At 49.9% G+C, this 13,571-nt stretch carries 3 protein-coding genes, 4 tRNA genes, 5 rRNA genes and 1 riboswitch; all 12 genes read left to right on the top strand.

Annotated features, from left to right (window positions below; genetic code table 11):
* Positions 1-276: 276 nt before the first annotated feature.
* The 12 genes from ACS18Q_RS14660 to thiC all read left to right on the top strand — a co-directional run bounded on the left by ACS18Q_RS14660 (position 277) and on the right by thiC (position 13,570).
* Positions 277-3,167, top strand: a 23S ribosomal RNA gene (locus ACS18Q_RS14660).
* A 94-nt stretch (positions 3,168-3,261) separates the two neighbouring features.
* Positions 3,262-3,377: ribosomal RNA gene (gene rrf, locus ACS18Q_RS14655) — 5S ribosomal RNA — on the top strand.
* A gap of 346 nt (positions 3,378-3,723) precedes the next feature.
* Positions 3,724-5,276, top strand: a 16S ribosomal RNA gene (locus tag ACS18Q_RS14650).
* A 65-nt stretch (positions 5,277-5,341) separates the two neighbouring features.
* A tRNA-Ile gene (locus tag ACS18Q_RS14645) sits at positions 5,342-5,418 on the top strand.
* A 42-nt stretch (positions 5,419-5,460) separates the two neighbouring features.
* Positions 5,461-5,536 (top strand) — tRNA-Ala (locus tag ACS18Q_RS14640).
* Between the two features lie 303 nt (positions 5,537-5,839).
* Positions 5,840-8,730, top strand: a 23S ribosomal RNA gene (locus ACS18Q_RS14635).
* Between the two features lie 93 nt (positions 8,731-8,823).
* Positions 8,824-8,939, top strand: a 5S ribosomal RNA gene (gene rrf, locus ACS18Q_RS14630).
* Together the 16S, 23S and 5S rRNA genes with 4 tRNA genes alongside form the textbook arrangement of a ribosomal RNA operon.
* A gap of 32 nt (positions 8,940-8,971) precedes the next feature.
* Positions 8,972-9,048: transfer RNA gene (locus ACS18Q_RS14625), tRNA-Asp, on the top strand.
* Positions 9,049-9,106: 58 nt separating this feature from the next.
* Positions 9,107-9,183 (top strand) — tRNA-Trp (locus ACS18Q_RS14620).
* Between the two features lie 273 nt (positions 9,184-9,456).
* Positions 9,457-10,839 carry a multicopper oxidase domain-containing protein gene (locus ACS18Q_RS14615; protein WP_441257209.1) on the top strand — a complete coding sequence of 461 codons (1,383 nt, stop codon included), beginning with the start codon at positions 9,457-9,459 and terminating at the stop codon, positions 10,837-10,839.
* Between the two features lie 138 nt (positions 10,840-10,977).
* Positions 10,978-11,361 (top strand): fluoride efflux transporter CrcB, encoded by a 384-nt coding sequence (crcB, locus tag ACS18Q_RS14610; RefSeq protein ID WP_004724280.1) that lies wholly within the window; start codon positions 10,978-10,980, stop codon positions 11,359-11,361.
* A gap of 51 nt (positions 11,362-11,412) precedes the next feature.
* Positions 11,413-11,511: riboswitch (TPP riboswitch) on the top strand.
* 109 nt (positions 11,512-11,620) lie between these two features.
* The gene (gene thiC, locus ACS18Q_RS14605) at positions 11,621-13,570 is read left to right on the top strand and encodes a phosphomethylpyrimidine synthase ThiC (protein ID WP_441257208.1); all 1,950 of its coding nucleotides are present in this window, start codon (positions 11,621-11,623) and stop codon (positions 13,568-13,570) included.
* Position 13,571: the final 1 nt, after the last annotated feature.

Below are 13,571 nucleotides of genomic sequence, written 5' to 3'. Positions count from 1 at the left end.
GGATCCTTAGAAAGTGTTATTTTCGATAGAAAGTGGCATTGCTCTTTAACAATTTGGAAAGCTGACAAAACAACAATTTATTGTTGTTTGTAAAGTTCTCAATGTATTCCTTAATGGAATACACCAACAAACACATTCAAGTGTGCTTGGTATCGAAGCTTACTGATTCAGTAAGTCTTCAAATTGAGTCCGGCAAAATCAGTCACACACTCATGTAAATTAAATGTGTGACACCTAGGTTGTTTAACAACAACCCGAAACTCCTTCGGGTTGTATGGTTAAGTGACTAAGCGTACACGGTGGATGCCTTGGCAGTCAGAGGCGATGAAGGACGTAGTAACTTGCGATAAGCTCAGATTAGGCAGTAACAGCCACTTGAGTCTGAGATTTCCGAATGGGGAAACCCAACTGCATAAGCAGTTACTGTTAACTGAATACATAGGTTAACAGGGCGAACCGGGGGAACTGAAACATCTAAGTACCCCGAGGAGAAGAAATCAACCGAGATTCCGATAGTAGCGGCGAGCGAAATTGGATTAGCCCTTAAGCTTTACATGCGTCAGGTGAAGGTTCTGGAAAGGACCGCGAAACAGGGTGATAGCCCCGTAGCCGACAGCGCATGTTCAGTGAAATCGAGTAGGGCGGGACACGTGTTATCCTGTCTGAATATGGGGGGACCATCCTCCAAGGCTAAATACTCCTGACTGACCGATAGTGAACCAGTACCGTGAGGGAAAGGCGAAAAGAACCCCTGTGAGGGGAGTGAAATAGAACCTGAAACCGTGTACGTACAAGCAGTAGGAGCCTCCTTTGTGGGGTGACTGCGTACCTTTTGTATAATGGGTCAGCGACTTATATTCAGTGGCAAGGTTAACCATATAGGGGAGCCGTAGGGAAACCGAGTCTTAACTGGGCGTTCAGTCTCTGGATATAGACCCGAAACCGGGTGATCTAGCCATGGGCAGGTTGAAGGTTGAGTAACATCAACTGGAGGACCGAACCGACTAATGTTGAAAAATTAGCGGATGACTTGTGGCTAGGGGTGAAAGGCCAATCAAACTCGGAGATAGCTGGTTCTCCCCGAAAGCTATTTAGGTAGCGCCTCGGACGAATACTACTGGGGGTAGAGCACTGTTAAGGCTAGGGGGTCATCCCGACTTACCAACCCTTTGCAAACTCCGAATACCAGTAAGTAATATCCGGGAGACACACGGCGGGTGCTAACGTCCGTCGTGGAGAGGGAAACAACCCAGACCGCCAGCTAAGGTCCCAAATTACAGCTAAGTGGGAAACGATGTGGGAAGGCTCAGACAGCTAGGATGTTGGCTTAGAAGCAGCCATCATTTAAAGAAAGCGTAATAGCTCACTAGTCGAGTCGGCCTGCGCGGAAGATGTAACGGGGCTAAGCTGTAAACCGAAGCTGCGGCAATGCGATTTATCGTATTGGGTAGGGGAGCGTTCTGTAAGCCGTTGAAGGTGTGTTGTAAAGCATGCTGGAGGTATCAGAAGTGCGAATGCTGACATGAGTAACGACAAGGGGGGTGAAAAACCTCCCCGCCGGAAGACCAAGGGTTCCTGTCCAACGTTAATCGGGGCAGGGTAAGTCGACCCCTAAGGCGAGGCTGAAAAGCGTAGTCGATGGGAAACGGGTTAATATTCCCGTACTTCTTACAATTGCGATGGGGGGACGGAGAAGGCTAGGTGGGCCTGGCGACGGTTGTCCAGGTTCAAGTGCGTAGGCTTGAGAGTTAGGTAAATCCGGCTCTCTTTAAGGCTGAGACACGACGTCGAGCATCTACGGATGTGAAGTCATTGATGCCATGCTTCCAGGAAAAGCCTCTAAGCTTCAGATTGTAAGGAATCGTACCCCAAACCGACACAGGTGGTCGGGTAGAGAATACCAAGGCGCTTGAGAGAACTCGGGTGAAGGAACTAGGCAAAATGGTACCGTAACTTCGGGAGAAGGTACGCTCTTGATGGTGAAGTCCCTCGCGGATGGAGCTGATGAGAGTCGCAGATACCAGGTGGCTGCAACTGTTTATTAAAAACACAGCACTGTGCAAAATCGTAAGATGACGTATACGGTGTGACGCCTGCCCGGTGCCGGAAGGTTAATTGATGGGGTTAGACTTCGGTCGAAGCTCTTGATCGAAGCCCCGGTAAACGGCGGCCGTAACTATAACGGTCCTAAGGTAGCGAAATTCCTTGTCGGGTAAGTTCCGACCTGCACGAATGGCGTAATGATGGCCACGCTGTCTCCACCCGAGACTCAGTGAAATTGAAATCGCTGTGAAGATGCAGTGTACCCGCGGCTAGACGGAAAGACCCCGTGAACCTTTACTACAGCTTGGCACTGAACATTGAACCTACATGTGTAGGATAGGTGGGAGGCTTTGAAGACGTGACGCCAGTTGCGTTGGAGCCGACCTTGAAATACCACCCTTGTATGTTTGATGTTCTAACTTAGACCCGTTATCCGGGTTGAGGACAGTGCCTGGTGGGTAGTTTGACTGGGGCGGTCTCCTCCCAAAGAGTAACGGAGGAGCACGAAGGTGGGCTAATCACGGTTGGACATCGTGAGGTTAGTGCAATGGCATAAGCCCGCTTAACTGCGAGAATGACGGTTCGAGCAGGTGCGAAAGCAGGTCATAGTGATCCGGTGGTTCTGAATGGAAGGGCCATCGCTCAACGGATAAAAGGTACTCCGGGGATAACAGGCTGATACCGCCCAAGAGTTCATATCGACGGCGGTGTTTGGCACCTCGATGTCGGCTCATCACATCCTGGGGCTGAAGTCGGTCCCAAGGGTATGGCTGTTCGCCATTTAAAGTGGTACGCGAGCTGGGTTTAGAACGTCGTGAGACAGTTCGGTCCCTATCTGCCGTGGGCGTTGGAAGATTGAAGGGGGCTGCTCCTAGTACGAGAGGACCGGAGTGGACGAACCTCTGGTGTTCGGGTTGTGTCGCCAGACGCATTGCCCGGTAGCTAAGTTCGGAATCGATAACCGCTGAAAGCATCTAAGCGGGAAGCGAGCCCTGAGATGAGTCTTCCCTGACAGTTTAACTGTCCTAAAGGGTTGTTCGAGACTAGAACGTTGATAGGCAGGGTGTGTAAGCGTTGTGAGGCGTTGAGCTAACCTGTACTAATTGCCCGTGAGGCTTAACCATACAACACCCAAGGGGTTTTGTACTGGACTCAAAGCTAAGCGCATAAGAATGTGTTGAGAGAATAGAAAACAGCTTTCCGAATTTTAAGAATTTGCTTGGCGACCATAGCGTTTTGGACCCACCTGATTCCATTCCGAACTCAGAAGTGAAACGAAACAGCGTCGATGGTAGTGTGGGGTCTCCCCATGTGAGAGTAGAACATCGCCAGGCTTTAATTTGCACTTGCTTAAACTTTAAGCAAGTCACCATAGAGCTCTAAAAAACTTAGAGTTTTATGTTGACTTTCACGGTGTGAAGCGTAATATACGCGTCCTGCCTAAGTGCTAACGCACTGAAAGCAAAGCTCTTTAACAATATAAACCTATCAATCTGTGTGGGCACTCGTTGATGATAATCGAAGATGATTCTAAAGAATCAACTTAGGTATCAATGAACTGAGTGACCAATCGATACTTCGGTATCGGCACAGTCAATTCATTATCGTTCTGTTGGAACGATAATAGCTTTGAATTACTAAGGTAATTTGAAGTCAGTATTCATTGAGCCACAAAATCTTAAATTGAAGAGTTTGATCATGGCTCAGATTGAACGCTGGCGGCAGGCCTAACACATGCAAGTCGAGCGGCAGCGACAACATTGAACCTTCGGGGGATTTGTTGGGCGGCGAGCGGCGGACGGGTGAGTAATGCCTGGGAAATTGCCCTGATGTGGGGGATAACCATTGGAAACGATGGCTAATACCGCATGATAGCTTCGGCTCAAAGAGGGGGACCTTCGGGCCTCTCGCGTCAGGATATGCCCAGGTGGGATTAGCTAGTTGGTGAGGTAAGGGCTCACCAAGGCGACGATCCCTAGCTGGTCTGAGAGGATGATCAGCCACACTGGAACTGAGACACGGTCCAGACTCCTACGGGAGGCAGCAGTGGGGAATATTGCACAATGGGCGCAAGCCTGATGCAGCCATGCCGCGTGTATGAAGAAGGCCTTCGGGTTGTAAAGTACTTTCAGCAGTGAGGAAGGGGGTATCGTTAATAGCGGTATTCTTTGACGTTAGCTGCAGAAGAAGCACCGGCTAACTCCGTGCCAGCAGCCGCGGTAATACGGAGGGTGCGAGCGTTAATCGGAATTACTGGGCGTAAAGCGCATGCAGGTGGTTTGTTAAGTCAGATGTGAAAGCCCGGGGCTCAACCTCGGAATTGCATTTGAAACTGGCAGGCTAGAGTACTGTAGAGGGGGGTAGAATTTCAGGTGTAGCGGTGAAATGCGTAGAGATCTGAAGGAATACCGGTGGCGAAGGCGGCCCCCTGGACAGATACTGACACTCAGATGCGAAAGCGTGGGGAGCAAACAGGATTAGATACCCTGGTAGTCCACGCCGTAAACGATGTCTACTTGGAGGTTGTGGCCTTGAGCCGTGGCTTTCGGAGCTAACGCGTTAAGTAGACCGCCTGGGGAGTACGGTCGCAAGATTAAAACTCAAATGAATTGACGGGGGCCCGCACAAGCGGTGGAGCATGTGGTTTAATTCGATGCAACGCGAAGAACCTTACCTACTCTTGACATCCAGAGAACTTAGCAGAGATGCTTTGGTGCCTTCGGGAACTCTGAGACAGGTGCTGCATGGCTGTCGTCAGCTCGTGTTGTGAAATGTTGGGTTAAGTCCCGCAACGAGCGCAACCCTTATCCTTGTTTGCCAGCGAGTAATGTCGGGAACTCCAGGGAGACTGCCGGTGATAAACCGGAGGAAGGTGGGGACGACGTCAAGTCATCATGGCCCTTACGAGTAGGGCTACACACGTGCTACAATGGCGCATACAGAGGGCAGCCAACTTGCGAAAGTGAGCGAATCCCAAAAAGTGCGTCGTAGTCCGGATTGGAGTCTGCAACTCGACTCCATGAAGTCGGAATCGCTAGTAATCGTGGATCAGAATGCCACGGTGAATACGTTCCCGGGCCTTGTACACACCGCCCGTCACACCATGGGAGTGGGCTGCAAAAGAAGCAGGTAGTTTAACCTTCGGGAGGACGCTTGCCACTTTGTGGTTCATGACTGGGGTGAAGTCGTAACAAGGTAGCGCTAGGGGAACCTGGCGCTGGATCACCTCCTTATACGAATGATTATTGCGATGAGTGTTCACACAGATTGATGGTTTATACGTTTTAGAGACGATACTGGGTCTGTAGCTCAGGTGGTTAGAGCGTTCGCCTGATAAGCGAGAGGTCGGTGGTTCGAGTCCACTCAGACCCACCAATCTTCCTCCCAGAGGATTGGCACACAGTATCAACACCTGATGGGGCTATAGCTCAGCTGGGAGAGCGCCTGCCTTGCACGCAGGAGGTCAGCAGTTCGATCCTGCTTAGCTCCACCATCTTTAAGCACATTTGCTTAAGTGTTCTTAAACATGGTTTCTTTCTTTAAATAGAAAGTTAAATCTTGCTCTTTAACAATTTGGAAAGCTGACAAAACAACAATTTATTGTTGTTTGTAAAGTTCTCAATGTATTCCTTAACGGAATACACCAACAAACACATTCAAGTGTGCTTGGTATCGAAGCTTACTGATTCAGTAAGTCTTCAAATTGAGTCCGGCAAAATCAGTCACACACTCATGTAAATTAAATGTGTGACACCTAGGTTGTTTAACAACAATCCGAAACTCCTTCGGGTTGTATGGTTAAGTGACTAAGCGTACACGGTGGATGCCTTGGCAGTCAGAGGCGATGAAGGACGTAGTAACTTGCGATAAGCTCAGATTAGGCAGTAACAGCCACTTGAGTCTGAGATTTCCGAATGGGGAAACCCAACTGCATAAGCAGTTACTGTTAACTGAATACATAGGTTAACAGGGCGAACCGGGGGAACTGAAACATCTAAGTACCCCGAGGAGAAGAAATCAACCGAGATTCCGATAGTAGCGGCGAGCGAAATTGGATTAGCCCTTAAGCTTTACATGCGTCAGGTGAAGGTTCTGGAAAGGACCGCGAAACAGGGTGATAGCCCCGTAGCCGACAGCGCATGTTCAGTGAAATCGAGTAGGGCGGGACACGTGTTATCCTGTCTGAATATGGGGGGACCATCCTCCAAGGCTAAATACTCCTGACTGACCGATAGTGAACCAGTACCGTGAGGGAAAGGCGAAAAGAACCCCTGTGAGGGGAGTGAAATAGAACCTGAAACCGTGTACGTACAAGCAGTAGGAGCCTCCTTTGTGGGGTGACTGCGTACCTTTTGTATAATGGGTCAGCGACTTATATTCAGTGGCAAGGTTAACCATATAGGGGAGCCGTAGGGAAACCGAGTCTTAACTGGGCGTTCAGTCTCTGGATATAGACCCGAAACCGGGTGATCTAGCCATGGGCAGGTTGAAGGTTGAGTAACATCAACTGGAGGACCGAACCGACTAATGTTGAAAAATTAGCGGATGACTTGTGGCTAGGGGTGAAAGGCCAATCAAACTCGGAGATAGCTGGTTCTCCCCGAAAGCTATTTAGGTAGCGCCTCGGACGAATACTACTGGGGGTAGAGCACTGTTAAGGCTAGGGGGTCATCCCGACTTACCAACCCTTTGCAAACTCCGAATACCAGTAAGTAATATCCGGGAGACACACGGCGGGTGCTAACGTCCGTCGTGGAGAGGGAAACAACCCAGACCGCCAGCTAAGGTCCCAAATTACAGCTAAGTGGGAAACGATGTGGGAAGGCTCAGACAGCTAGGATGTTGGCTTAGAAGCAGCCATCATTTAAAGAAAGCGTAATAGCTCACTAGTCGAGTCGGCCTGCGCGGAAGATGTAACGGGGCTAAGCTGTAAACCGAAGCTGCGGCAATGCGATTTATCGTATTGGGTAGGGGAGCGTTCTGTAAGCCGTTGAAGGTGTGTTGTAAAGCATGCTGGAGGTATCAGAAGTGCGAATGCTGACATGAGTAACGACAAGGGGGGTGAAAAACCTCCCCGCCGGAAGACCAAGGGTTCCTGTCCAACGTTAATCGGGGCAGGGTAAGTCGACCCCTAAGGCGAGGCTGAAAAGCGTAGTCGATGGGAAACGGGTTAATATTCCCGTACTTCTTACAATTGCGATGGGGGGACGGAGAAGGCTAGGTGGGCCTGGCGACGGTTGTCCAGGTTCAAGTGCGTAGGCTTGAGAGTTAGGTAAATCCGGCTCTCTCTAAGGCTGAGACACGACGTCGAGCATCTACGGATGTGAAGTCATTGATGCCATGCTTCCAGGAAAAGCCTCTAAGCTTCAGATTGTAAGGAATCGTACCCCAAACCGACACAGGTGGTCGGGTAGAGAATACCAAGGCGCTTGAGAGAACTCGGGTGAAGGAACTAGGCAAAATGGTACCGTAACTTCGGGAGAAGGTACGCTCTTGATGGTGAAGTCCCTCGCGGATGGAGCTGATGAGAGTCGCAGATACCAGGTGGCTGCAACTGTTTATTAAAAACACAGCACTGTGCAAAATCGTAAGATGACGTATACGGTGTGACGCCTGCCCGGTGCCGGAAGGTTAATTGATGGGGTTAGACTTCGGTCGAAGCTCTTGATCGAAGCCCCGGTAAACGGCGGCCGTAACTATAACGGTCCTAAGGTAGCGAAATTCCTTGTCGGGTAAGTTCCGACCTGCACGAATGGCGTAATGATGGCCACGCTGTCTCCACCCGAGACTCAGTGAAATTGAAATCGCTGTGAAGATGCAGTGTACCCGCGGCTAGACGGAAAGACCCCGTGAACCTTTACTACAGCTTGGCACTGAACATTGAACCTACATGTGTAGGATAGGTGGGAGGCTTTGAAGACGTGACGCCAGTTGCGTTGGAGCCGACCTTGAAATACCACCCTTGTATGTTTGATGTTCTAACTTAGACCCGTTATCCGGGTTGAGGACAGTGCCTGGTGGGTAGTTTGACTGGGGCGGTCTCCTCCCAAAGAGTAACGGAGGAGCACGAAGGTGGGCTAATCACGGTTGGACATCGTGAGGTTAGTGCAATGGCATAAGCCCGCTTAACTGCGAGAATGACGGTTCGAGCAGGTGCGAAAGCAGGTCATAGTGATCCGGTGGTTCTGAATGGAAGGGCCATCGCTCAACGGATAAAAGGTACTCCGGGGATAACAGGCTGATACCGCCCAAGAGTTCATATCGACGGCGGTGTTTGGCACCTCGATGTCGGCTCATCACATCCTGGGGCTGAAGTCGGTCCCAAGGGTATGGCTGTTCGCCATTTAAAGTGGTACGCGAGCTGGGTTTAGAACGTCGTGAGACAGTTCGGTCCCTATCTGCCGTGGGCGTTGGAAGATTGAAGGGGGCTGCTCCTAGTACGAGAGGACCGGAGTGGACGAACCTCTGGTGTTCGGGTTGTGTCGCCAGACGCATTGCCCGGTAGCTAAGTTCGGAATCGATAACCGCTGAAAGCATCTAAGCGGGAAGCGAGCCCTGAGATGAGTCTTCCCTGACAGTTTAACTGTCCTAAAGGGTTGTTCGAGACTAGAACGTTGATAGGCAGGGTGTGTAAGCGTTGTGAGGCGTTGAGCTAACCTGTACTAATTGCCCGTGAGGCTTAACCATACAACACCCAAGGGGTTTTGTAGTGGACTCAAAGCTAAGCGCATAAGAATGTGTTGAGAGAACGAAAACAGCTTTCCGAATTTTAAGAATTTGCTTGGCGACCATAGCGTTTTGGACCCACCTGACTCCATTCCGAACTCAGAAGTGAAACGAAACAGCGTCGATGGTAGTGTGGGGTCTCCCCATGTGAGAGTAGAACATCGCCAGGCTTTAAATTTAGACTCTTGAGTCTAACCAGTGCGGAGCGGTAGTTCAGTTGGTTAGAATACCGGCCTGTCACGCCGGGGGTCGCGGGTTCGAGTCCCGTCCGCTCCGCCACTTATTTAAGACCTCAGCAGAAATGCTGGGGTTTTCTTCAATCTGGAAGACCAAATTTAGGGGTGTAGCTCCAATTGGCAGAGCAGCGGATTCCAAATCCGCGTGTTGGGAGTTCGAATCTCTCCACCCCTGCCATTATTACAAAGCCTCAGCGAAAGCTGGGGCTTTGTTGTTTGTGGCTTTTGAAACAACTGGCATTGGACTACGTCAGCTCAGTCGTTTTTTGTAATCCAGCCATTCATCAGTTCCTGTATCGATTGACTCCTTGGTGTTACTCTTTACTCTGAAATCTCGCTGTGAATCCGAATTTGCTCGGTTTTTCTTTCAGATTTCAACGGCTCATCATTTACATTTTGTTGCGAATCAGTTTTATTACCAATCCATTAAACATTGTTATTAGGACTGGTTATGGATATCTCGCGTCGTCACTTTTTAAAAATTGGGTCAGCTTTCGGTCTCACCGCTGCATTACCAGCGTGTTCTTTGATTCGATTGGTCTCAAGCCCGGACGAATATGTTTATCAACTGACCGCTGAACCGGCGAACGCCACGTTAGTACCAGATTATTCGACACCCGTTCTCGGGTTCAACGGTTCCATCCCAGCTCCTATCATTCGTTGTCGCCAAGGACAGAAGGTGACGATCCACTTTACCAACAAGTTGGATGAACCGACGACTATACATTGGCACGGTCTACGCATTCCCATCGCCATGGATGGGGTGCCTTTTCTGAGTCAGCCTCCCATTCTACCCGGTGAGACGTTTACCTATGAGTTTACACCGCCGGATGCGGGTACGTTTTGGTACCACCCACACATGAATAGTGTCAAACAGCTCGGGATGGGCTTAGTGGGCTTGATCATTGTTGATGAGGCCGAACCTGTGGCCTTTGATCATGAATACCCACTCATGCTGAAACATTGGCATTTGGACAAAAAAGGTCAGTGGAAAGATTTAATGATCCCACGCTACAGTGCGCGGATGGGAACGCCCGGCGAGTGGGGGACTGTGAACGGTAAACACAATCCGCAATACACGATTAAACAGAATGCGACGGTGAGAGCTCGTATTGCCAACGTGGATAACACGATCACTTATCCAATCGCTGTCGAAGGTGCAGAGGCGTGGATCATTGCGATTGATGGCAACCCGGTCGAAACGCCATATCTGCTAACGCAACATAAAATTGGCCCTGGCATGCGTTTAGACATTGCCTTTATCGCGCCCAAAGCGGGTGAAACGGTTTATGTTCGGCAAATGAAAGGGAAGTTCGCTTTTCCGTTGTGTGAGTTCCTCTGTGAGGAGTCTTGGCTGGCCAATGGGAAATCCATCCCTCGATTACCATTGAATCCGATCGCCCCTGTAAAGCTGTATCAAGCGCAAGAAATCGATTTTGTATTTGAATGGGAAGGTGCAGTGACACCTGCGGATAAGCGTGGTCACGCTGTGCCCAATTTCTGGTTGGTGAATAAACGTGCGTGGGAAGGGATGAGTGCCGACCACATTCCTGAACCCTTGGCAAAACTGGAATTGGGAAAAACCTATATTTTCAATTTACGCAATGTCACGCAGTACCATCATCCTATTCACCTACATGGTCACACGTTTACAGTGTTGGAGCTTGATGGTCAAGTTCTGGAAAAACCGTTTCATACCGATACCGTACTGCTAGGCAAAAATGGCAGTGCCAAGGCAGCGTTTGTTGCCGACAACCCTGGACGATGGATGTATCACTGCCACGTGATCGAGCATATGAAAACCGGATTGATGGGTTTTATCGAAGTTGCTTAAATAAGTGACTCCTGTAACTTTTGTATTTCTTCGCACTTTGGCTATCTAGTGCTGTTATTGAAAACTATTTTTTTACCCGTACTGGCTCATTTTTCATCAATGAACCAGTACAATGATGGCAATACATTTGGAGGGCACATGGGACAATTTGCAATTTTAGGTTTGATTGCCATCGGTGGTGCTGTGGGTGCTTGTTCGCGTTATTTGGTTTCGGAATGGTGTGTGACACTCTTTGGGCGCAATTTCCCCTACGGCACGTTAACCGTTAACATCGTCGGTTCGTTCATTATGGGGTTGCTCATTGCATCTTTTGAAAATGAATGGTTAGCGCCATACCCTTGGCGTCAGATCATCGGGTTGGGCTTTTTGGGCGCATTGACCACATTTTCCACCTTTTCGATGGATAACGTGCTACTTATGCAACAAGGTGCGTTTTTTAAAATGGGTTTAAACGTGCTGCTCAACGTGTTGCTGAGTATCTCGGCCGCTTGGGTTGCGTACCAGTGGTTGGTCCGTGGTTGATTAAAAACTCTACTTTTCTGCTTGTTTAGCAATATCACTGCTCTATAATGATTTCACTTGTCGGAGTGCCATAAGGCTGAGACCGTTTATTCGGGATCCGTTGAACCTGATCAGGTTAGAACCTGCGAAGGGAACAAGAGAAGACAATCTCTGGCGATCTGTGGATCGTCGTATCTTCAGTTCCAGATCTGTCTGATCACCTCTTGTCGCATCTTTCCGCCAAGCATTTATCCCTAAAATCCTCATCAAGGAAAATGCTATGTCGAGTCGCAAACAAGCGAGACTGGAAGCCAAACAGTTTATTGAAACCCTCTCGGTACAGCCGTACCCCAATTCAAAGAAAACCTATCTGACTGGGTCGCGTGACGATATCCGCGTACCAATGCGCGAAATTTCGCTCGCCGACAGCTTGATCGGTGGTACGAAAGACGCACCCGTCTATGAACCGAACGAAGCGGTGTGTGTGTACGATACTTCAGGTGTATACACCGACCCAAATTACACTATCGATCTCTATCAGGGGTTGCCCAAACTGCGTGAACACTGGGTTATGGAGCGCGAGGATACCGAAGTTCTCGAGGGCATGAGTTCAGCGTACGCGCGTGAACGCCTCGCCGACCAGACTCTGGATGAATTGCGTTATGGCAACCTTCCTGTAATTCGCCGTGCGAAAGCTGGTCGTCGTGTGACGCAGCTGCATTACGCCCGTCAGGGGATCATTACACCGGAAATGGAATACATTGCGCTGCGTGAAAATATGGGGCGCCACCACTATCAAGATGAGCAGTTAAACCGCCAACATCCGGGGCAACACTTTGGTGCTCATTTGCCTAAAGCAATCACCCCTGAATTTGTTTGTCAGGAAGTGGCGGAAGGCCGTGCCATCATTCCATGTAACATCAACCACCCCGAATCGGAACCGATGATTATTGGCCGCAATTTCCTCGTGAAGGTCAATGCGAACATTGGTAACTCCTCCGTGAGTTCGTCGATTGAAGAAGAAGTTGAAAAACTGGTGTGGGCCACCCGTTGGGGCGGTGATACCGTGATGGATCTGTCGACCGGACGGAATATTCACGAAACACGAGAATGGATTCTACGCAATAGTCCGGTACCGATTGGGACCGTGCCGATGTATCAAGCGTTGGAAAAAGTGAACGGTATTGCAGAGAACCTGACTTGGGAAGTGATGCGCGATACGTTGTTAGAACAGGCAGAGCAGGGGGTGGATTACTTCACCATTCATGCCGGTTTGCTATTGCGTTATGTGCCGATGACCGCGAAGCGTGTCACTGGCATTGTGTCACGCGGTGGCTCGATCATCGCCAAATGGTGTCTGGCTCATCATCAGGAAAACTTCCTTTATACGCACTTCCGCGAGATCTGTGAGATTTGTGCTAAGTACGATGTGGCGCTGTCATTGGGCGATGGTCTGCGTCCGGGTTCGATTGCTGATGCCAACGATGAAGCGCAGTTTGCCGAATTGAGAACATTGGGCGAGCTGACTCAAGTGGCGTGGGAATACGACGTGCAAGTGATGATTGAAGGCCCAGGACACGTGCCCATGCATCTGATCAAAGCCAATATGGACGAACAGTTGGAACATTGTCATGAAGCGCCATTTTACACCTTGGGTCCACTGACGACCGATGTCGCGCCGGGTTATGACCACATCACCTCGGGCATTGGTGCTGCGATGATCGGTTGGTTTGGTTGTGCCATGTTGTGTTACGTGACACCCAAAGAGCACTTGGGGTTGCCCAATAAAGAAGATGTCAAAACCGGTCTGATTACCTACAAGCTCGCTGCCCATGCGGCCGATTTGGCCAAAGGGCATCCTGGCGCGCAGATTCGCGACAACGCGTTATCGAAAGCGCGTTTTGAATTCCGTTGGGAAGACCAATTCAACCTGTCGCTGGATCCAGTCACGGCGCGCGCATTCCACGATGAAACGTTGCCACAGGAGTCAGGAAAGGTCGCGCACTTCTGTTCGATGTGTGGCCCGAAATTCTGTTCAATGAAAATCTCGCAGGAAGTGCGCCGTACATACGCCAATGCTGACAGGATGGCCGGTGAACAATCGGTTGAGGTGAAAGTTTTCGACGATCCGCTGGAAGGCATGCGCCAGAAGTCTGAGGAGTTCTTAGCCACGGGCTCGGAACTGTATCACCCTGCGGTTGCATCTGCCGAGACGGTGACTGAGGAATAAA

The sequence above is a fragment of the Vibrio sp. Vf1514 genome (assembly GCF_052076135.1).
Taxonomy (GTDB): Bacteria; Pseudomonadota; Gammaproteobacteria; order Enterobacterales; family Vibrionaceae; genus Vibrio; species Vibrio furnissii.
Note: the sequence above shows the minus strand (reverse complement) of the source record. Positions and strands in the feature narration are given on the sequence as shown.